General features: G+C 69.5%; 25 protein-coding genes and 1 pseudogene. 11 read left to right on the top strand and 15 right to left on the bottom strand.

Annotated features, from left to right (window positions below; genetic code table 11):
* Positions 1-2: 2 nt before the first annotated feature.
* Both JFN87_RS01270 and JFN87_RS01265 read right to left on the bottom strand, forming a co-directional pair.
* Positions 3-1,181: an MAB_1171c family putative transporter gene (locus JFN87_RS01270; protein WP_209337912.1), complete on the bottom strand. Its 1,179-nt coding sequence runs from the start codon at positions 1,179-1,181 to the stop codon at positions 3-5.
* Positions 1,178-1,723 (bottom strand): regulator component, encoded by a 546-nt coding sequence (locus JFN87_RS01265; protein ID WP_209337911.1) that lies wholly within the window; start codon positions 1,721-1,723, stop codon positions 1,178-1,180. The genes JFN87_RS01270 and JFN87_RS01265 overlap by 4 nt, the downstream gene beginning before the upstream one ends.
* Positions 1,724-2,074: 351 nt before the next feature.
* On the opposite strand from JFN87_RS01265, the gene JFN87_RS01260 reads away from it, so the two are divergent.
* Positions 2,075-2,920, top strand: coding sequence for an MmyB family transcriptional regulator (locus JFN87_RS01260; RefSeq protein ID WP_209337910.1), 846 nt, complete (start codon positions 2,075-2,077; stop codon positions 2,918-2,920).
* Positions 2,921-2,966: 46 nt separating this feature from the next.
* Here JFN87_RS01260 and JFN87_RS01255 read toward each other — a convergent pair whose 3' ends face one another.
* Positions 2,967-3,413 (bottom strand): Secondary metabolite protein, encoded by a 447-nt coding sequence (locus JFN87_RS01255; RefSeq protein ID WP_209337909.1) that lies wholly within the window; start codon positions 3,411-3,413, stop codon positions 2,967-2,969.
* A gap of 433 nt (positions 3,414-3,846) precedes the next feature.
* On the opposite strand from JFN87_RS01255, the gene JFN87_RS01250 reads away from it, so the two are divergent.
* The 9 genes from JFN87_RS01250 to JFN87_RS01210 all read left to right on the top strand — a co-directional run bounded on the left by JFN87_RS01250 (position 3,847) and on the right by JFN87_RS01210 (position 10,891).
* A complete protein-coding gene (locus JFN87_RS01250; RefSeq protein ID WP_209337908.1) occupies positions 3,847-4,173 on the top strand; it encodes a transcriptional regulator in 327 nt (108 codons plus the stop codon).
* 1 nt (position 4,174) lies between these two features.
* Complete coding sequence (locus JFN87_RS01245) at positions 4,175-5,194, top strand: hypothetical protein (RefSeq protein ID WP_209337907.1); 1,020 nt, start codon at positions 4,175-4,177, stop codon at positions 5,192-5,194.
* Positions 5,194-5,901, top strand: coding sequence for an ATP-binding protein (locus JFN87_RS01240; protein ID WP_209337906.1), 708 nt, complete (start codon positions 5,194-5,196; stop codon positions 5,899-5,901). The genes JFN87_RS01245 and JFN87_RS01240 overlap by 1 nt, the downstream gene beginning before the upstream one ends.
* A 120-nt stretch (positions 5,902-6,021) precedes the next feature.
* Entirely contained in the window at positions 6,022-6,588 is a 567-nt protein-coding gene (locus JFN87_RS01235; RefSeq protein ID WP_209337905.1) for a WhiB family transcriptional regulator, read from the top strand.
* Positions 6,585-7,622, top strand: a complete 1,038-nt coding sequence (locus JFN87_RS01230) for a DUF2637 domain-containing protein (protein WP_209337904.1) — start codon at positions 6,585-6,587, stop codon at positions 7,620-7,622. Before JFN87_RS01235 ends, JFN87_RS01230 begins: the two co-directional genes overlap by 4 nt.
* A gap of 102 nt (positions 7,623-7,724) precedes the next feature.
* Positions 7,725-7,949 (top strand): hypothetical protein, encoded by a 225-nt coding sequence (locus JFN87_RS01225; RefSeq protein WP_003972986.1) that lies wholly within the window; start codon positions 7,725-7,727, stop codon positions 7,947-7,949.
* A gap of 254 nt (positions 7,950-8,203) precedes the next feature.
* Positions 8,204-8,611 carry a plasmid mobilization protein gene (locus JFN87_RS33375; RefSeq protein WP_245178545.1) on the top strand — a complete coding sequence of 136 codons (408 nt, stop codon included), beginning with the start codon at positions 8,204-8,206 and terminating at the stop codon, positions 8,609-8,611.
* Positions 8,611-10,383 (top strand): relaxase/mobilization nuclease domain-containing protein, encoded by a 1,773-nt coding sequence (locus tag JFN87_RS01215; protein WP_209337902.1) that lies wholly within the window; start codon positions 8,611-8,613, stop codon positions 10,381-10,383. Before JFN87_RS33375 ends, JFN87_RS01215 begins: the two co-directional genes overlap by 1 nt.
* Positions 10,384-10,489: 106 nt before the next feature.
* Positions 10,490-10,891, top strand: a complete 402-nt coding sequence (locus tag JFN87_RS01210; RefSeq protein WP_209337901.1) for a hypothetical protein — start codon at positions 10,490-10,492, stop codon at positions 10,889-10,891.
* A 199-nt stretch (positions 10,892-11,090) separates the two neighbouring features.
* Here JFN87_RS01210 and JFN87_RS01205 read toward each other — a convergent pair whose 3' ends face one another.
* The 3 genes from JFN87_RS01205 to JFN87_RS01195 all read right to left on the bottom strand — a co-directional run bounded on the left by JFN87_RS01205 (position 11,091) and on the right by JFN87_RS01195 (position 12,168).
* Positions 11,091-11,420, bottom strand: a complete 330-nt coding sequence (locus JFN87_RS01205) for an esterase (protein WP_209337940.1) — start codon at positions 11,418-11,420, stop codon at positions 11,091-11,093.
* 88 nt (positions 11,421-11,508) lie between these two features.
* A complete protein-coding gene (locus JFN87_RS01200; RefSeq protein ID WP_209337900.1) occupies positions 11,509-11,721 on the bottom strand; it encodes a hypothetical protein in 213 nt (70 codons plus the stop codon).
* A 99-nt stretch (positions 11,722-11,820) separates the two neighbouring features.
* Positions 11,821-12,168 (bottom strand): SPDY domain-containing protein, encoded by a 348-nt coding sequence (locus tag JFN87_RS01195; RefSeq protein ID WP_209337899.1) that lies wholly within the window; start codon positions 12,166-12,168, stop codon positions 11,821-11,823.
* A gap of 218 nt (positions 12,169-12,386) precedes the next feature.
* Here JFN87_RS01195 and JFN87_RS01190 point away from each other — a divergent pair, with 218 nt between their 5' ends.
* Positions 12,387-12,650 carry a hypothetical protein gene (locus tag JFN87_RS01190; protein ID WP_209337898.1) on the top strand — a complete coding sequence of 88 codons (264 nt, stop codon included), beginning with the start codon at positions 12,387-12,389 and terminating at the stop codon, positions 12,648-12,650.
* Positions 12,651-12,654: 4 nt separating this feature from the next.
* Here the strand turns inward: JFN87_RS01190 and JFN87_RS01185 are convergent, their stop codons facing one another.
* The 9 genes and pseudogenes from JFN87_RS01185 to JFN87_RS01145 all read right to left on the bottom strand — a co-directional run.
* Positions 12,655-13,143: a hypothetical protein gene (locus JFN87_RS01185; protein ID WP_209337897.1), complete on the bottom strand. Its 489-nt coding sequence runs from the start codon at positions 13,141-13,143 to the stop codon at positions 12,655-12,657.
* Between the two features lie 57 nt (positions 13,144-13,200).
* Positions 13,201-14,151, bottom strand: coding sequence for an SPDY domain-containing protein (locus JFN87_RS01180; protein ID WP_209337896.1), 951 nt, complete (start codon positions 14,149-14,151; stop codon positions 13,201-13,203).
* A 115-nt stretch (positions 14,152-14,266) separates the two neighbouring features.
* Positions 14,267-15,118: a winged helix-turn-helix transcriptional regulator gene (locus tag JFN87_RS01175; RefSeq protein WP_209337895.1), complete on the bottom strand. Its 852-nt coding sequence runs from the start codon at positions 15,116-15,118 to the stop codon at positions 14,267-14,269.
* A 24-nt stretch (positions 15,119-15,142) separates the two neighbouring features.
* Positions 15,143-15,820, bottom strand: a complete 678-nt coding sequence (locus JFN87_RS01170) for a large ATP-binding protein (RefSeq protein WP_245178543.1) — start codon at positions 15,818-15,820, stop codon at positions 15,143-15,145.
* A gap of 146 nt (positions 15,821-15,966) precedes the next feature.
* Positions 15,967-16,632 carry a hypothetical protein gene (locus JFN87_RS01165; protein ID WP_209337893.1) on the bottom strand — a complete coding sequence of 222 codons (666 nt, stop codon included), beginning with the start codon at positions 16,630-16,632 and terminating at the stop codon, positions 15,967-15,969.
* Complete coding sequence (locus tag JFN87_RS01160) at positions 16,629-17,105, bottom strand: hypothetical protein (RefSeq protein ID WP_209337892.1); 477 nt, start codon at positions 17,103-17,105, stop codon at positions 16,629-16,631. The genes JFN87_RS01165 and JFN87_RS01160 overlap by 4 nt, the downstream gene beginning before the upstream one ends.
* The gene (locus JFN87_RS01155) at positions 17,102-17,881 is read right to left on the bottom strand and encodes a glycosyl hydrolase (protein ID WP_209337891.1); all 780 of its coding nucleotides are present in this window, start codon (positions 17,879-17,881) and stop codon (positions 17,102-17,104) included. Before JFN87_RS01155 ends, JFN87_RS01160 begins: the two co-directional genes overlap by 4 nt.
* Complete coding sequence (locus JFN87_RS01150; protein ID WP_209337890.1) at positions 17,878-18,477, bottom strand: DUF4913 domain-containing protein; 600 nt, start codon at positions 18,475-18,477, stop codon at positions 17,878-17,880. The genes JFN87_RS01155 and JFN87_RS01150 overlap by 4 nt, the downstream gene beginning before the upstream one ends.
* Positions 18,478-18,570: 93 nt before the next feature.
* Positions 18,571-19,491 (bottom strand): annotated as a pseudogene (locus JFN87_RS01145) (DNA cytosine methyltransferase); the annotation flags it as partial.
* Positions 19,492-19,597: the final 106 nt, after the last annotated feature.

Here is a 19,597-nt window from a genome sequence, read left to right as displayed (position 1 = left end):
CTTCAGGCTCCAACCCGGCCTGGATGGTTGTCGTCGGCGACACGCTCAACCTGGTACGCATTGGCCACCAGGAGGAGCCACTCGGTGTCCGCACGAAGGTCCTTGCGGGCGGCGGCCTCCGCCGATGGTACGGCAACCTCATCTGCGAACCGGCCCGCTTTCGCAGCGGCGAGCGCTTCCCTCACCACAGCCGCTTCCACCGCTGCGGCTCCCTTCGCCCTTCCAACGTCGAAAGCTTTTTGGGCCGCCTCCTGCACTCTGCGGGACCGGTACGGCCGAAGGGCGAGGATGCCGTCTCCGATCTCGATGACTCGCCGCTGGAGCAAGAAGTCGGAGTCCGCAGAGGTGTCCTCGGCGGGGTCTGAAGGCGACAAGACGATCTCCGGAATCGCTGCTGCCAGGTCCTGCCAAAGGGGGCCGAGCGCTTCGAAGGACTGCGTTTCCCAACGACGTCGGCGGGCCTGGCTGATCGGGTACGTCACGGCAGGCAACGTGAGGCCGAGGCAGATCAGCAGAACGGCGAGCGCAGGAGACGTCACGCTGAAGACGCAGGGTGCGGCTACGAGCGACGAGCACTTCGCGTGGTCGGGCACGAGGCGTAGCCCCAAGCCGAGGGAGACGAGAACCGCCAGCTTGTAGCCGGCGTAGACCAGCGCGATGACGCAGCCTACTGCCGCCGTCCGCAGCCCTACCCGGACGCTGCTTCGACGAGTTGACTTCGACTGCCGCACTGCCTGGAGCAGGAAATCGACGATGGCGAAGCCGAGGTAGGAGATGAACAGGAGCAGGTAGATGGCGTACACCTGCGGTGAGCGGTGCATCACCTGCTCGCACGTGAAGAGCGTCGTCATGCCGAGGGTTGTCGTGGCGAAAAGGACGAGACGCAGGCGGACTCGGCGCTGTGCTTCCGTGGGTTCCAGGTTGAGCTGGAACGAGACGGCCAAGACCGCGGTGGCAGCGGCCAGTGAAGCGCAGTTACTCAGCAATCTGGCAACGTGCGGCACGACCGCTTCGACTGCGTCCTCGAACAGCGGCGCGTAGGAGGCGAAGGCCAGGGCGAACGAGCCGAGGAGCGCGCCTGTGGCCCACGTGCCGGTCGGACGGGGGGTCCCTCGGCCCAAGACCCAGTAGCCGGCAGCCCCTGCGAGCAGGCAGGCCATGCCGAGGAAGATGGCGTTCATCGTGACCGGAACCGGCCTTTCCTGACGGGTTGGGCGAAGAGTGCATCCCAGCTATCGGCCCCATTTTCAGGCTGGCGAGCAGGAGATTCACGTTCGCGATAGATGCGCTGGCGGATAACCGTGGCCATCATCTCCGCTTCGCGTTCGTCCGCCGTTGCGTAGCTTGTTCGCCCTGCCATGCGCATCACCAGCGTGGCGTTCACCCCGAGTGCATGGGCCGTGTCCGCGTTGATTTGCAGGCTTCCAGGATGGTCGCAGTACACGTGGCACAGTTCGTGTGTGAGTATGTGCCGCTGGTGGTGAACGGATGTGCCTTCCTCGTAATAAAGGAGGTCGGCTGTTGGAGTTTCGATCCTCACACCGCAGGGCGCATCGACAGCGCCGAGCGTGCTCAACGGCTTCAAGACAATCGGCTTCCCGCGAAGGTCCGCTATCGCCGCACACAACTCACGCGTAGTGAAGCGGTACGGCAGACGCAGCTGATCGATTTGCTTCTCGCAGCATCTACGTAGACGACTCTCGTCATGTTCCGGCAAGGGCACGGAATCCCCCCTCGGCCTCGACTGTGCACCAACTCGCTGGTGCGCGACAGCCAGAGGATGCCAAGAGGAAGGATGAACTCACACTTCCCGGAACCAAGAGTTCCGGTTACGGAAGGTGACTCAATCCGGGGAGAGAGGGGCGGGATGGTTCGGAACAGAAAGACCTGTCGAGCTTGGCTTCTGTGGCCGGTGCCGGTGATTTCGGGCTGACGCGATCTTCGGGGCGGGTGATTGAATAATCGACTATCCGTTATGTCTGACTACGCTGCATGATCATTCCATGATCTTTTGACGGGGACCCAGGGCGTGTTGTGACGCACGCCTCTTGCGAACGGGACCTAATCTCAGGTCATGGACTCTCAGGGAGGGTGGGGCGAGGGGGGCAAGCCCGACGACGGCGAGTCCTTGCCTGAGCTGCTGCGATCGTGGAGAAGCCGTACAAGCCCTCGGGCGATCCCGGGTCTGGCGGTCGCGGGGCGTCGCGGCGAGGGGCTGACGCAGCGTGATGTGGCCCGCCTGACGGGTGTAAGCGAACGCTGGTACGGCGCGTTGGAACGGGGTAATAAGGCCGACTATTCCGCTGACTTCCTCGATCGGTTGTCTTCGGTGTTAGGGCTGAGCCGTGCAGAACGCCATGCGCTGTACATGCGGGCCGTCGGGCATCCGCCGGCGCTCGCCGCCGTGCCGGAAGCTGAAGCGGCGGCGGAAGTCGATGAGTTGCTTCAGCGTTTTCTGGATGAGCAGGCGCCCCACCCTGCCCTCGCCACGGATCTTGCGTGGAACGTGGTCGGCTGTAATGGCCCATTCCTGGATTGGTTTCCATGGGCTGCCCATCAGGCCAACCAGATGCGTTGGGCCTTTCTCAGCCCGGAAGCGCAGGAGCAGCTCGTGAATTGGGAGAACGACTGGGCCCGCTCCTACTTGGGGCAGATTCGCTTCGAGCGTTCTCGTCATCCCGAGAATGGCGCCCTGCGGCAACTGGAGCGAGACATTCTCGCCGGGTCTTCGGCCGCTCGGAGAATCTGGAATCGACGCGAGATGGTTGAGCATGCCGACGGTGACTTGCGTCGGCTCAGGCTCCCTTATCACCGCGGGCGAGAAGTTGCTGTTCGGTTCGTAGCTCTGCGGCCCATGCGCAGTGACCGCCTACGAGTGGCCGTGTTGTTGGCGGATCGCCGAAGATCCGAAGGTGCCTGACTCGGTCAGGGAATCGGGGCACCCGACGGTTCGGGCGAGGATGGAATTACTCGTCGTCGAGCAGACCGGAGTCGTCCGAATCGTCTGGCATGCCTTCCAGTCGTCGGGCCTGGTCGATCACGGTGTTCAGCATGTGCAGGCTCGACGTGCTGAGCCCGTTTGCGCGTAGGGCGACTCGGCGTACGCCTTGGTCGCGCATGGCGGCAACCACCTGGATCTCCGCGCGCTGTCTCTCGGCCTCCTCCTCGTCGAAGAAGTAACCCGGTTTCACCCCGAAGAACCCGGCCAATGCCCGGATGGTCTGCATCTTCGGGTTCGTGTTGGTCCCTGTGCGGAGCTGCTGGATGGCGCTTGCGGAGATGGCCACGCCGGCGGATTCGCGGATGCCCTGTGACACCTCCGCGTACGTGTACGGACCGCGCCCCTTTGGGTGCACTTCACGGAACAGGTAGTCGAGCAGCTCCGCGAAGGCGCGCTCGTTCTTGCCGGTCATCTCCAGCCCTTCGTCATGACCGCCATCCTATCCACTCCAGTGGTGGCCATGCCGCTCAACGCTGCACCCACCGCCACTGCGGTTGACGCGGAGGCGCCATTGCGATGTACGTTGTTCCGTGAATCCATCCAGTGCAGTGTTCCATGCCTGGTCGGAGCGATGGGAACGGGGTGGACTGGTGCCAGGTGTCGCCATATGGTTCTGGTCCCTGAACAAACGATCACCGGTCGGGGGACGGGCCGAGAAGGGTGGGGCGATGAACGCGCACGGGCCATGACGACCACAGGGGCCAAGACAACCGGCGCCCGGGAGCTACCAACTCCCAAGCGCCGGGCGCCGGCACCTCGAGGGGCACCGATTCACATCTCGCGGGCGACGGGGCTTTTTGCACGAGAACCGCCGCACCGCGCTCCTACAATCAACGGAGTATCGCATGCTCGCCACGCCGAGCGGCAATCCGGCCTGCCCGGACACCGACCGCCAGCAGCGCCTCGCCACCCAGCTCGCCGACATGATTCCGGGAGCGGCCACCATCCGGGTCAGCCTCAACGACCCGAAGCAGGCATGGCCCCACCCCCACGCCATCGTCAAGGACGAGGCCGGGGCGACCATGGAGCTGGGTCGGCCGACCACCAGGGTCGCGGCCCGGTGGATCTTGCGGGTCTGGCCGGAGGCGGACTGGACACGGCCGCACACCTTCAACCTCGCCGATGCGGCCCTTACTCGCAGCGACCTGATCGCCGCCGGTCGGGGCCGCTGACGTGCCGCGGATACGAACCGTCAAACCGGAGGCATTCACGTCCGAGTCCCTCGCCGAAGTGAGCGTCGAGGCAGAGCGAACCTTCTTCGGGCTGCTCACCCAGGCCGACGATCACGGTCGCCACCGTGACAACGCCGCGATTATCGCGGGGCTTCTTTGGCCCCTGCGTGCCGAGCACACCTCGGTCCACGTCGAGGACGACCTCGACCAGCTCTCGAACGCGGGCCTGATCTGCCGTTACACCGGATGCGACGGCCGCCGGTACCTCCACATCGTGACCTGGTCCGCGCACCAGAAGATCGACAAGCCGAGTCAGTCCCGCCTGCCCTCTTGCCCGCAGCACCACGGTGCTGACCGGTGCGGTCCCTGCAGGGGAACCTGCGCCAAGCGGGGCGAGGGGTCGCCCACCCCTACCCGAGGGCTCGCCGAGGCTTCGCCGAACGCTCCCCGGACCCTCGATCTGCCCGCGCAGCCGGCCGCGACACCTCGCGGCCACGCCGACCCGGCCCCCACCGTCCAGCAGGGCGCCTTCGACTGCATGGCTGGCATCCCTAGCAGCTTCGACTTGAAACGCGCAGGTCAAGAGGTATTCGACGAAGGCTCTCCGAACCTTCCCCGAAGCCTCGGAGAGGGCTCGTCGCCTGGATCTAGGATCGTGGATCCTGGATCTCCTGTCCCTACGGGGCGTACAGCGCCCGCAGAGACCGTCTCGGCCAAGCAGCTCGTCGGCGAGTACGTCGCTGCGTGCGACCAGCGCCCGCCCAGCGACGTGATCGCTCACCTCGGGCGGATCGTCAAGAAGCTCTTGGGCGAGGGCATCGCTCCGGAGCCCATCCGGGCCGGGCTGGCGAACTTCGCGGCCAACCCGAAGCACCCGAGCGTGCTGACCAGCATGGTCAACGAGGCGATGAACGCCCGCTCCGGCGGTTTGGCGCGGCCGGGATCCCGGCCTACCGTGCCCGGCCACCAGGCGTGGACCAACCCGGCCAACGCTGCTGCCGCCTACGCCGAGGAGCTGTGATGGGCACCCGCATCCGCGAACCGCAGACCCTCGCCGGTGCAGGCATCCTGGACCGGATGTCCCGGATTCTGGCCACCCGCGACATCGACCCGGCCAGTGTCGCTGCGCTCACCGACGAGCCCGAGCCGGTCTCCCCGCTGGACGCCTTGCTGGCCGGAATGCCCCCGCGCTACCGGACGGCCGTCGCCGACCACCCCAAGGTCCTGGACTGGGTCCGGGAGGTCGCCGAGGCGGCCGTCGCCCCAGGCCGGGGCGCCCGGCGGCAGGTCACCACCGGTCCCAGCCTGCTGATGGCCGGAGTTGTCGGCTCGGGCAAAACGCACCAGGCGTACGGCGCGGTCCGGCTGCTGATGCGCAGTGGGGTCGGCGTGCGCTGGAGTGCGACCACCGCCGCCGACCTGTACGCCGACCTCCGCCCCCGGCCCGGGGCCGACAGCGAACGGGGACTGGCGGCCGTCGGCCGCTGCCCGCTGCTGATCATCGACGACCTCGGCGCGGCCAAGGCCAGCGACTGGACCGAGGAGATCACCTACCGGCTGATCAACCGCCGCTACAACTACATGCTGCCGACCCTGATCACCACCAACCTGCGCATCCGCGATCTCCGGGCCTACCTCGGCGACCGAGTCGCCTCGCGGCTTGCTCAGATGACCACCCGGGTCGAGTTCGAAGAGATCGACCGCAGACGCCACCGCGCCGCGGCCTGATCCGCCGCAGGCCGCCACGCCAGGCCGCGCCCTTCCCGCGCCGCCCCATGCACTTCCCATGACCCAGCGCACCCCTCCGCCGACGCCCCCTGCGCGCGGAGAGCGATCGGAGCACGACGCATGACCACCACGAGGACAAGCCCTGCCCGCCACCGGTCACTCGGCGACCAGACCTGGCAGGACGAGGCCGTCTGCCGGAGCACCGAGTACAACCCGGTGGACCCGGACATCTTCTTCCCGGAGCCTGACGAGACCGACAAGATCACGACCGCGAAGTCGCTGTGCGGCCAGTGCCCTGTCCGCCGCACCTGCCTGGACGCCGCTCTCGAAGGGGGTGACACCGACGGGATCCGGGGCGGCCTGACGGAGGAGGAGCGCGGTCCGCTGCACGAGAGGCTCGCCAGCCGCCTCGACTACAGCCGGGTCAACGCCACCATCGCCGGGCGCGACGTGCACCTCACCCAGGCCGAGCGCCGCGCGGTCATCCACGCCGCTTACCACCACGGTGTGAGCGAACAGCGCCTGGCCTGGCTTCTGAAGATCACCGAGGAGCACGCACAAAAGCGGTATCGCGAGATCCGCCGCGCCGAGCGCAACCGAGACCTGGACCAGCCCACCACGAACACCCCGTCCCCCGATACCGACAGCGAGTGCCTGGGCCGCGACGACTTCGGGACGGCAGCGTGAGCACCGCGAGCACGCCGAAGACGGCGCACGTCACCGGCTGGGACCGCGCAGTCGTCATCGCCCTGGGCGGTGCGGGATGCGCCCTGTCGTACGACGCCCTCCAGCAGATGGCCACCGCCATCCACGTCCGTGGCTTTCTGACCTATCTCTTCCCCCTGGTGATCGACGGGTTCATCGCGTACGGCATCCGAGCGCTCCTGGTCCTGCGCGACGCCCCCCTGCACGCCCGGTTCTACGTCTGGACCCTCTTTGGCACAGCCACCGCCGCCAGCATCTGGGCCAACGCGGTCCACGCGGTCCGGCTCAACGACGAAGCGGTCGCCGGTACCGGCCTCCGGCTCGGGGACGTAGTGGTCGCGGTGCTGTCCACCATCGCACCCCTCGCCCTGGCGGGAGCCGTCCACCTCTACATCCTCATCGCCCGGGGACCGGCCAAGAGCACTGACCGGGAGAACCCCGGTCACCCCGTTCACACCGACCGGAGCGACGACATCGAGGTCGCCCGAAATGACCGGATCGGTCAGCAGTTGGAGGCCGGTCAGGGGAAAGCTGGTCAGCCGGTCACCGCCCTGACCGACCGGCTGCCGAGGCCCCTGGACAAGCAGACCGCCGCCCGGTCACTGGCCGGGGACACGAGTCCGGCGGACAGCATCCAGCCGGTCACCGACGACCATGGCCACCCCCACACGGCCGCTGACCTGCCCGGACACTCGAGCAAGGCGCGGCCGGTCACTGACCGCCCCGACCGCACCGCACCGGTCACCGGCGACAAGGACAGTCCAGCGGCGGTCACCGCCTCGCCGGTCACTGACCCGTCCACCCGGACACCCGGTGCTCGGCGGCCCGACCCGGACACCGAGGAGCTGCTGAAGATCGCCCGGTCGGCGGTCAGGGCCGAGGACAAATTGACCCGCAAGGTTGTCGCCCAGGCGATCCGAGGTCAGCAGATCCCGCTGTCCAGCGACACCCTGACCGCGCTGATGGCCCAGCTCCGCGAGCAGCACCGCCAGCCGGTCACCTCCTCCCGGCCCTGACCGAACCTCCACGGAGTGGGTGACCGAGCCGGTCACCCCGGCCGGTCATCCACTCCGCATGTCACCGACACACCCCGCCACAGCAGAAGCGGAGAGCACCCGATGCGCACTCACCCGGCCACGCCCGCCGAAGTCGACTCCTGGCTGACCGTCCTGCACCAGCACGGACACCTCCACCGCGCCCAGTCCGGCCCCGACACCACCTGGATCGTGCAACGCGAGCAGCACGACCGGCCCTGGACCCTGCACCACCCCGTCCTGGCCATGGACTGGATCGAGGAACTCGTCCGCGAAATCCAGCAGCAGGACCCGGAGACGAGCCGGTGAACACCAACGACCCGGTGGCCACCTCCGCTGGACAGCAGCGTGACCCCACCACGGCTCCTGGCGGAGCAAGCTATCGCGTACGACGGTCCTACGGCCCGACGTACGCACTTGCCCCCGCCCAGGGGGGCGGGGGAAGCCCGGCTGGTCCCCGAGCGAGGGCGCACGGGGACCAGCCGGGCAACCGGCACCAGGGGGCGCCGGTCACGGGGGGAGAAGCCGACCGCGACGACCACCGCGAGCAGCCGAGCCCGAGCATGCCCACCTTCCCCGACCGCATCCCGCGCCGCCGCAGCCGCAACCCAAGCGAGCGCGCCCGCAAGACGACCACCCGCCTCTCCGACACCGAGAAGGCCGAGATCACCGACGCCGCCACCCAGCGCGGCGTCACCGTCGCCCGCTTCCTCGCCACCGTCGGCCTGAGCGCCGCTCGCGGACACGCCGCCGTGCACAGCAATGACCAGCTCGACACCGCCATCGACGAACTCGCCGCCCTGCGCACCGCGCTGGCCCGGATCGGCAACAACATCAACCAGATCGCCTTCGTCCTCAACAGCGGTGGCCAGCCGCGCGCCGGTGAACTCGAACACGCGCTGGGCGCGCTGACCGGACTTCTCGCCCGCGTCGATGACGCGGCGAACGAGCTGGTGACCCGGCGGCTGTGATGGTGCCCGACATCGGACGCGGTTCCCGCACCCACGGCCTCCTCATCTACCTGTACGGCCCCGGACGGCGCGAGGAGCACACCGACGCACACCTCGTCGGCTCCTGGGACGGCTTCGCCCCCGACCCCGGCCGTGACACCGGACTCGACCCCGACCCGAAGGTCACTCTCGCCCGGCTCACCGCCGCCCTGGACCTGCGGGTCAAGCAGGCCGGCGACCGCGCGCCCGCCAAGCACGTCTGGCACTGCTCGGTGCGCACCGCCCCCGGGGACCGGCGGCTGGACGACGAGGAGTGGAACGCCGTCGCCCAGCGCATCGTCCACGCCACCGGCATCGCCCCGGCCGGAGACCCCGACGGCTGCCGGTGGATCGCCGTCCGCCACGCGGAGGACCACATCCACATCGTCGCCACCCTCGTACGCGGTGACCTGCGCAACCCGCGCCTGAACTACGACTTCAACAAGGCCCAGGCCGAATGCCGACGCATCGAGAAGGAGATGGGCTTGCGGCGCCTGAACGCGGGCGACGGAACCGCAGCGAAGAACCCCAGCAGCGCCGAGAAGTTCAAGGCCGAGCGCACCGGCCGCCCGGAGACCTCGCGCGAGACGCTCCGTGAGGCCGTTCGTCGAGCCGTGGCGGGAGCGGATTCGGAAGAGGAGTTCTTCACGCGGCTCCGAGAGGCGGGGTTGCGGGTGAAGCTGCGGCACGCTCCGTCCGGTGACGCGCTCGGCTACAACGTGGCCCTGCCCGGCGACCGAAACCGCGACGGAGACCCGGTCTGGTACCCCGGCTCCAAACTGGCCCCCGACCTCTCCCTTCCGAAGATCCGCCTACGTCTCACCGACGGGGCCGCCGAGCCGAGCGCGCCCGCGGTCGGCGCTGACCGGACGAACTGGTCACCGCCCGCCCGTCAACGACGCAACGCCACCGTCATCGCCGAGCGCTCGGCCGCGCTCCTGGAACGCGACGAGGACGGCGAGTCCGCCGCTCAGCTCGTCGGCGTCGGAGAACTCCTCGACGCGGTGGCCCATACCTCACCGGCCACCACCCGCGCCGAGCTGGCCGCCGCAGCTCGCGCCTTCGAGCGGGCGACCCGCAGCCACGTCCGCGCCGAACGCGCCGATACCCGAGCCCTCCGCTCAGCCGCCCGGGGCATCGTCCAGGCCGGCGGGGCGCTCGGCCGAGGCGAGGACGGCGGCACCACCGCCATGCTCGTCTCCGCCCTCGTCCTGGTCACCCTCGCCGCCGCCCGCTGGCACTCCGCGCGCGGACACGCTCAGCAGGCCCACGCCTCCCGACAAGCCGCCGCGCACCTGCGCACCGCCTACCGGCAGGCCGCCGCCACGCCGATGCGAGTGCTGCACGACCAAGGTCGGGCCCTTCCAGAAGCCCAGCGCCGCACGCACGAAGCCACCCTTCGCGCCGTCCTGCCGGAGAAGGTCGTACGGGCAGGGGGCATGGAAGCGAGGGCCGACGCCTTGGTCGCCACCCTCGCCCAGGCCGAGCGGGCGGGCCACGACTCCGAAGCCCTCCTGCGCCAGGCCATCGACATGCGCGGACTCGAAAGTGCCGATGACGTGAGCGACGTCCTGGTCTGGCGCCTGCGGCGCATCGCCCAGCTCCCGGCACACCCAGGTGACGCTGCGCGCCGCTGGCAGGCCGCCACGCGCCATGCCAACACGCCGAGCAGCCGCACCGATGAACGGAACGCGACGGCAACCGCGCCGCTCGGGACCAACCAAGACCCCAACCGCCACTCGCCACGTCGCTGACCAGGTCGAACCGGCAGCCGGCCACCGACCGAGCGGACGCTGCGAAATGTATGGACAGCCGGTTCCACCGGCTGTTACGGATGAAGACAGGACCGACAACCGGGAGATGACGCTCGTGCTCAGAACCACCACCCGCACCACGGAGCCGGCCGCGCTGCCCGTCCTCCCCACTGGTACCGACCCCCTGCTGCAGCTCCAGGCCGAGACGCGGCCGGCCGACGGACCCGGGGCGATTCGCTGCGTCGGCCACTCACGCGAACTCGCCCTCGGGGGCATCCCCGTGATGTGCTCCGCCTGCCGTGCCCGACGCGACTGGCTGCTCATCAACCACGGGCGCAACGTCTGGGTCCGCTGCCGGTGCGGCAACCAGTGGCTCGAGCCCGAGATCAGCCGCGCCGACTTCGACGCCCTGGTCGGCGGCCCGCTCGGGACGACCTACCCGAGTGTCGAGGCGGGCTTGGCCGCGCTCGGGTTCGACGGCGTATTCGCCGGCATCTACCTGGAGTAGGCGGGCACCAGACGGAACGCCGAGGAGCGCCACCGGCGTATCGGTGGCGCCCCTCGGCGCGCAGTTGAGGGTCAGCCGCGTGCGCTGTCCTTCGCCAGCCCACCCCGGAAGTCGCACCCCGGGCATTCGTCCTCACCCTGGACGCGTCCCTCGTACCAGCCGTTGACCGCCGCGTGCAGGAGCCTTCGGCGGTCCTCGGTCAGACTCCGGAGAGCCGGTTGGAGAGGTCGAGGGCGTCGGTCGCGAAAGAGAGGGCGGCGCACAGGCCGGTCACCTCGTACAGGGTCGGACGGACTAGGCGCGGCCAGTCGTCCGGGGCGGCGGGCCAGGAACCGAGGAGCACCTCGGCAGTGGTCAGCCCCAGGTACGTTGTTACGTCCCAGCCGCTGCGCGAGGCGGGCTCCCAGCGCAGTCGGATTCGCCCGAGGGGAAGTTGAGGAGTTTCGGCAGCGAGCCAGGTGATGTCGAGGGGGCCGTCGGGGCGGGTGGAGATGCGCTGGAGAAGCGCGCCGTGCACGCCGTACGGCATGGGGCGCACGGCGACATCGTGCAGCGCGAGACGAGGCGCGGGGCGCGAGAGGGACGAGATGGAAGCCTCCGTGGTGGTAGGGAAGCGATCAAGCCCAGGTGAGGGCATCGCGCGCCCCCACCGGGAGGTAGTCCTCCTGACCGTCGTCGGCGATGTACGCCTTGCCGTCGCGGACGACGATCTCGGCTCCCACGAAGTGGGCGAAGGGGAAGTCGGGATTGACGGCGAGACGGACCGGCAGGTTGGGGTCGAGCCCCTGAAGCTGGCGGAGCAGGTGGCCGACGGTCAGGTACTGGGGCAAGGGAGTCTCCGTGAACGGTGGACACCGACGGGGCTGGTCGGCCCGAGTAGAGGAGTCGTCGAGCCGTCGGTTGATGGATGAGCGGAGCCTGATCGGCAGTCAGCACGAGGAGTTGGTGACCAGGGCGGCGAGGAATCCGGCAACGGCCTCGGAGGGGGTGTGGAGACCGAACTCCTGGACCCATGCGTCGCCATCGGCGGGCCGCACCCGGACGTGCCAGACGATGTTGCGCTGCCAGGCCGACGGGTCCTCGGGGAGCCAGCCGACGTAGACACAGCCGTCGGGGCTGGTCGCGTGGACGTTGGCCTCGGGGGTGTCGACGATCGTCCACCCGAGTGCGTCCAGGAGATCGAGCACCGGCCCCGCACCGTGGTCGGCGGAGAGCCAGTGGAGAGCATCCGCCGTGGGGCGGACAACGGCCGGAAGGAGGGTGGCAGAGGTGCTCACGGTTTGATGAAGAACCCTTCGTTGAGCTGCGGTTTTCCCGACATCCGTACGTTGGCATGCAACATGCCGAAGTGCGTAGTCGTTTCCCGGCAAGGACGTCTGCCGTGGGCGAACTCGGGGCCGTCGGCAGGCGACGGGAGACCGGGAAATGGACAGGCCACCGCGGTTGTCCTACGTGGGTTGCGGTGACGGGCCGCAGGCGAGGAAGGGGGACAGTGATGGTCGAGACGAGCAGACACTGGGACGGCGCTGGGTTGGAGCGCAAGATTCGCGCGGCCGGGCGGCCGTGGACCGTGGGCGACATCGCGTTGGTCGCTGACGGCCAGTGGGGAGTCGGCGCACAGCCCGACCAGTGGCCGGACGGGGAGACGGTGGAGCGCCGGGTTGCCGAAGGCCGGCGAGTGGAGCTGACGATGGAGGAGCTGGCCCGCGCGGTGGGCCCGCGGGCCGAAGAGGGCCACCGCGACGAGAATCCGAGCTAAACGTTCAACGTCGAGGCCCCGTTGTGGGCGCCGGCGGCTCGACGGCAGCCGCCGGAGAGGATGGTTCGGGCACGCCCCCCGGGGCGTGCCGCGTCTGCCCGGAGCGGGCGACAGCGGCCTGTGCCAGCTGAACCGCCGGTGCCTCAACTTCGGGTGCGGCGGCCTCACGAGCCTCCACCACGCGCCGGATCGCCTGGAGGTACGCACGGCTCTCCGCGTGGGCGACGCGGAGGCTGATCGCCGTTTCGGTGATCCGGTCCAGTTCGTAGAAGTCCGGCACGTACCCATGCCGGGACAGGGCGTGAAGACGGTCCTGGTGGGCGGTTACCGCGTTGTCCGTGATGGCCAGGGCCGTCCGGGTGTGCATGGCGCAGCGCAGGAGCGGGTCCGCGCTGGGGCGGCGGACCGCGAGGACCTCAAGTGCTTCGAGGGGCTGGCCCCAGGCATTCTCGATCATGGCTGTGGCCTGGTCGAGCATGGTGGTGGTGGGCATGGTGGGACTCCTATTGTGCAGGGACGGTCGCGATTGAAGTGCGGCTTCGGGTGGGAGTCAGCGTCCGCGCCGGGGCGCCGGGGAGGTGGTCGGCAGCCGGGCAGAGGCCGCGGTCTCGGGCTGTCCCGTCCGTTTCTGCGCCGCACCCGCGGAGCGGCTCTGCGCGGCCATCACCCGGAGGTCGGCTGCTGTGCGTGGTGCCCGCGCGGCACGGTGTACGGCCTGGGTGACCGCGGTGCGGCGTACGTCCAGCGGAGTCGGAGCGCGCGGGCCCTGAGCCTCGGCGATCGGCGTGGCCGAAGCGACAGGGGTCATGGTGACCAAGTGCTGCATCCGCCGGTCGACTTGGTGGCGCTCGCGGACCACCGGGGTCGACTTCGCCATCACAGCGGCGGTTGCGGCGATCAAGTGGGACGGGGTGCGGGCTGTGAAGGTCGCTTCGGCACGAGTGCCCCAGCCCGGCGGGCCAGCCCACAGCTCGACGGTCCTGCGGTCGGAGCCGTAGCCGCGCCGATCGATGAGGATGCCAGCTTGGTCGTCAGGAGCGATGATCTCGACGGTGCCGAGTTCAGCAGCTCCGTCATGGTTCCAGCCGGCATCGGTCAGCGGCCGGACGGTTTCCCTCCAGGGGACGGTTGGCCCTGTCAGGAAGCGGCCGGGGGTGTCGGAAGCGATGGCTTCGCCGTAGTCCTGGACCAGTGCGGCGGTGAGGCCGGCGACCATCTCGGCCGGGGTGACGTGGTTGAACGTTGCCGTCCAGCGAGGCGCTGAGAAGGCGTCCTCGGCTGCGCTGATCTTCCACAGTTCGAAGTCGTCGCCGAACCAGCCGATCCGAATCCGTTGGTCGGGGGAGGTTACGAGGAGCTGGCAGGGTCCCTCATCGAGGTACTGGTGTGGCCAGTGGGCGACGGGCGTGAAGCCAGCGTCGCCGGTCCCGTTGGAACCAGCCAGATACATGGGGCTGACCAGCACCTCTTGGTACCGGTTCGGGTCATCAGGGGCGTGCATGGTCGAGTCTCCCGAAGCGAAGGAGGGGAACGGATCCGCGTGAGCAGCGGCGGGAGCCGCTGGAGCGCACGCGCATGCCGTGGCGGCGGCGAGTGGGCTCTGGTTCTCACTCCCGTCACCGGACCCGGCCCGGTGCCGACTGAGCGGTCACGGCCGCCGGCACCCGCGGTTGCGGCTGAGGCGCGTGGCTGAACATGACATTCGACGCGGCGGCGCTCCGCCGCACGGCCGCCGCGGTCCGGGCGCCGTCGGCCCCCGCCTCCAGCGGAATGCCGACGTGGGTGCGCGTGGCTGCCGCTGCCCGACGCGGTGCCGCTGCTCCAGTTCGCAGCGCGAAGGGCTGGCTCCAGTGCTCGACACTCGCGTAGACGGCCCCCAACGCTTGGCCGGCATCGGTGAGGACGTAAGGGTCTCCGTGTCGGGAGCCCGTCCGCGCGACCAGCTCATCGGCCTGAAGCCGGAGGAGTCGCTGTCGCGCGAGGCCGTTGTCCAGGTGCGCCGCCTCGGCAATGTGAACGAACCGCATCGGGCCGTCAGCCGAGTCGAGAGCCTGAATCACGGCAGTCGAGTGCCGAAGGTGCAGGCGGCGCAGCGCATCCTCGACACGTTCGGCTTCGGCCATCGGCTCCTGTGTCAGGTGGGTGCGGGACCAGTCCGACACCGTGCGGAGTACGGGGGCCAGAGACGCGCCGAGCGCGCTGAGTCGGTACGGCGCTCCCCGCCGGTCGTCATCGCGGATCACCAGTCCGTCAGCGTGCATCGTAGCCAGCCGTTTGCCGACGAACTGCTCGCTCACGAAGGGCAGCTGCGCAGCAACATCGCGGATGCGCATGGAGCCTTTCACCTGGGCCAGGGTCATCGCTGTCCAGGTGGTCCACTTGGGCCCGATCCGGGCGAGAGCCTCCTCGACGCGCTGGGCGTCGATGGAAGCGATGGAGAAGGCGGGAGGCAGGCCGGGGGTAGCCATGGTGGGGTCCTTGTCGGGATGGGGTCAGCGTGAGCGGGGGACCGCGAGGGAGGTACTGACGACGGGCACGGCGGCCGAGTCGGCGAGCGCGCCTGACTCGGTCTGCGTGGTGGTGCGGCCGAGAGCGGCGGACACCCGTGAGGTCGTCGCGCGACCATCACGCAGGGCGACTTCCCCCAGCGAAGTGAGTGAGAGGAGCTGGCCGGGCCGATATACGTTCTCGGTGGTGTCCTGATGCAGTAGCCCGTCGGCGAGCAGCCGCTGCACGGTCTGCGGGAAGACCGCAGGGTCCTGCCGCTGGGCCTTCTCCCGCGAGATGTGCGGGTCCTCGCCGATCGCGTTGCGACGAAAGCGAACGCCTCCGGCCGCAACGGCTTCGAGGGCTACCAGCCCGCGCTCCCCGGCGACGGCCCAGTCGTCGTCCCGGTCGGGCCTCGTCTTCTGGCCCGGCCCGTGGCTCTTGTTGGTCGCGCGTTGAGCAGGCTCAGGCGAGGAAGGAAGCCGAGGGTAGGCGGACAGGGACTCGACGAGCTGGCTGTACGCCCGGTCTTGCTGCGCCAGAGCGTCTCCGAGTTCGGGGAGTGCGGTCCGCAGCAGCGCGTACGGCACCTGGGCGCGGCCGGCTTCACCGCGACCGGTGCCTTCGAGCAGCTGCTGAGCCCGTTGGACCGCGTTGAGCACGCTCTCGTGTCGCTCGTCCAACGTCGCTGCGGCTCCGATGACGTGCGTAGCGGCCTGGTGCAGCGGCTCCCTCGGACGATGTGCGAGGGCCGGCACGCTGACATCCCCGACACCGAGCACTTCGACGACGAGATAAGGCCCAGGGTGTGTGTCTGCGTCGTACGGGTTCATTCCGTCGCCTCCATCCGGGCGAGCAGGGAGCGGACCAGAGCGGGCAGGCTCCCGGGATCGTCGCCGAGCAGGGGGCGGTCGCTCGCTTCGCGGAGGAGATTGGCGTCATCGAGCAGACCGCTGGAGATCTCCATGCAGGCGTCGGTGATCCGGGCGGTGGCGAGCAGTGACTGGGAGAGGACCTCGACGTAGTCGACCGGCGCGAGGCCGGCGGCCTCGGCTGCGTTGCGGACCGCCTCCAACTCGAGTGCGCTGAAGGCGAAGTCGAACTCGTCATCCGGCTTGGTTCCGCCGGACTCGGCGGCGATTGGGGCGCTGGGCCCCGCAGGGATGCCCACGCGGGTGCAGATCTCGTCGACCGAGGCGGTCAGCTCGGCGAACGACTCGGTGAGCCACCCCAGCGCGGAGGCGTAGGAGGCCAGGGCGAACAGGGCCGCCGAACCGGTGGGGCGTGGCTCGGCGGCCATGAAGCCCTCGAACTGGTCGTTCAGCCCGGTGATCACGCGGGGCCCAGCGGCTAGCGGGCCCAAGACGGGGTGCAGGTAGGAGCGGGCGGCGGCCGTGGGGTACTCGGCGGCGGGGATGCCGGCGACGTTCTGAGCGGCATCGGTGAGAAGATCCGCCAGCTCTGAACTGGTCAGTGTGGTGCGGTCGTTGGTCATCGCTGGGAGACCTTTCGGGGAGCGGTGGCCGGGGGCGGCGCTGTTGGTGGGGCAGTCGTGCGGGCTGCTGTCGGCCGTTCGGCGGTGAGTGTCGAGCGGGACCTGGCGGCCTGCACGCGGGCCTCTGTGGCGGAGTCCGGCCCGACCTCTTGCTGGGGGCCGGTACGCAGGTGGGCCATGCGGTAGACCGCGTAGTCCTTCCGGCTGCCAGCGGCTACGAGGTAGATCTCGCGCTTGTGAGTCGAGGTCGGTGGTGCCTGGCGGAACTGGATGACCAGCCGGTAGGAGACCTTCGGGTCGACGTACACCTTGTGGAAGCCGGCGAGACGGCCCTTCAACGGCAGGCAGTCATCGCTTCCGTGGACCAGGTTCTGCAGCTCCAGCAGTGCTAAGTCGCGAATTTCATCGGGAAGTTCCCGTAGGTCGGCGATGGCGTCAGGGTGCGCGGCGAAGGCGAAGCGGGCGCGGCTCACAGCAGCCTTCCCTGGACCGTGCGCTGGACCGGTACCGTCGCTGTCGTGCGGGGCGCGTCGAGACCGGTCTGCGGTGTCGGAGAGGTTCCGGCGGACCGGGAGAGGGCGATGCGGGCGATGCGGGCCCTGACGACAGCACCGTTGTGGTCGCTGTACTCCGGAGGCTCGGGCAGCGGTTCGCTGCGCTCGTCCAGCCAGGTCTGGGCGACGCCGACGTCGGGGAAGGCGCCCTCGCGCATCGTGTACGTGCCGGCATCGTGGTTCCACTCCTCGTAGAAGAGGCGAACCGGTGCCTGCGTGGCCTGGGAGTCGTTGACGAGTGTCCACGCTTCGCTGGGGTCGTGGTCGGAGGTGTAGGTTTCGAGGACCTCGTAGCGGGTGCCCGACTTCTGGATCTGGTGTTCCACCTGGACGGTGAGGTCGTCGGCGGGCTCCATGAAGTCGCCACCGCGAAGTGCGAGCTTTTCGAGGGGGCAGCCGCGTTCTGCCAGCCAGTTCTGGGCGAAGGACGCCGTGGCGTGGTGGCTCGTCTCGAACGTGAACGTGGACTGCCGCAGATCCCGAGCGACCGCGATCGCAACGAGCTGTGGCTCGCCGGGTACCCCCCAGGTGACCGATCGGTCGTGGGCGAGGACGAAGCTGTGCGAGCCGTTGGGCTCGGTGTGGTGCTGAGACAGCGCCGTCAAGTCTCCAGTCCGGAGAGCCTTCATCGCCTCCTCGGAGTCGTCGTCGACCGGCGAGAGATCGTCGAGGTCGAAGTCGAGGATGTCGATCACGCTGCCACCCCCGCCTGCTCGGGCGCCGGGGTGGCCAGCACCCGGTGGTTGGGGCGAGTTGCGCTGGTCGTGCAGGCCGCGAAGGGTCCGTCGGGTGCACGCAGGTGCGCCAAGGTCTGGTCCAGGTGGTCGCGGTGCCAGGTCGACGGGCCGGACAGGCCGGCCTCCGTGTCGGTGAACTGCTGCCAGGCGAGCCAGAGTGCGTGGAGCCGGGCGACGGCCTCGGGGTGTTCGTGCCAGTGCGCGCACCAGGGGCGGCTCGTGCTGATCTCCCGGCCGTACACCGGTAGGAAGAGGTAGTTCACCCAGTCGCTGAGGGCAGCGAGTTCGACGGCATATTCCTTGCCGCCCAGGGCGAGGATGAACACCGAAGCGGGGCCGTCGGCCTTCTTGCCGTCAGCCGCCTCGGCTTCCGGAGCGCCGTCCGGCGGCTGGATGGCGACGGGTTCCGGCTCGGAGCCGAGGCGGTCAAGGATGACGCCGTGCTGCCTGACCTCGGCCATGGTCTTGGCGAGGGTGCTGGCGAGGTCGTCGAGGTCTGCGTCGGGGACGCGGTACGGCTCGGGGCCGGGGGAGGTCGGGCTGGTGTCGGCCATGGGGGTGTGCTCCATCTGTGAGACGGCGACATGCCCGAGAGGATCCGGAGAATCAGCGGTTTGGTCCGGCCGGAAGAACGCGGTAGGGGAGCGCTACCGGTCGGTGCAGCGGGGGCAGCGGGGGCAGCGGGGGCAGCGGGGAAAGGGCGGGGCCAGCAACTGCAAGGCGCTCGCAGCCTGTTGTGGGACGACGCCGTTACCGAGCGCAGTGAGCTGCGCTGGACGGCCGAGCCCTGGAGTCGCGGTGACCCAGCCTGCGTCGAGGCCCTGCATCCACTCCACGAAGTCCGCGCGGAGTCGACCGGCCGCGTCCGTGGGAGCTGGGGCCGGACGGGTGAGGCTCTCCCATCGGGTGATGGCGGATCCGTACGCTCCCCATCGCCTGTCCGCGCCCCCGCCTCGGGCGTCTCCTCCGCCCAGAGGGGCAGGACCACCGCCGCCAAGGGAGGCCGCCATACCTTCCCGGGTCGGCGGCCCGGGGTGCCCGTGATGCTGGCGCGCGGCGTGGGCAACAGCGACGCCGCGGCACTGGGCAGGGTCATGTCGCCATTGCCGTGCCGCTGGTTCGGCGAGCCCTTGGTTCCGTCCGACGCCTTCGGGGTCGGCAGCAGCCACTCGACCTCGTCGGCCAGGTTCGGACCGTGCCCCCCGCTTTTCCGCTTCGACGGATGCTGCGAGCCGCCGTTCTTCCCGATGTTGCTGGTCGGCGTCTTGAGCAGGGTGCCCGGCGGGCCATGCGGCGAGGAAGGTCCGCTCGCGGCGGTGTGGGGCCCCGACGTCGGAGGCGCGAAGCACGAGCCACTTCGCGTCGTACCCGATGTCGGCCAGGGATCCGAGTACGGCACCGAGTGCCCGCAGAGCAGGCTGACCTGCGGTGTCTCCCAGACACCACGGGCAGGGTGCCACGTCGCCAGGGGAACCGGCGGGGGAGGTGAGGAGGCCGCGCACATTCTCGATCACAACCAGGCAGGGTCGGAGGGCATCGACCGCACGGGCGACGTGCAGCCAGAGCCCGGAGCGGGTCTGGGCGTTGAGTCCGGCCCGGCGGCCGGCAACGGAGACGTCTTTGACAGGGGAAGCCGGCCGTCAGGACGCACACCCGGGGGACGGTGGTCCAGTC

The organism is Streptomyces montanisoli, from assembly GCF_017813245.1.
Lineage (GTDB): Bacteria > Actinomycetota > Actinomycetes > Streptomycetales > Streptomycetaceae > Streptomyces > Streptomyces montanisoli.
The sequence above is the reverse complement of the archived record's forward strand: the minus strand, read 5'-3'. Positions and strand labels throughout refer to the sequence as shown.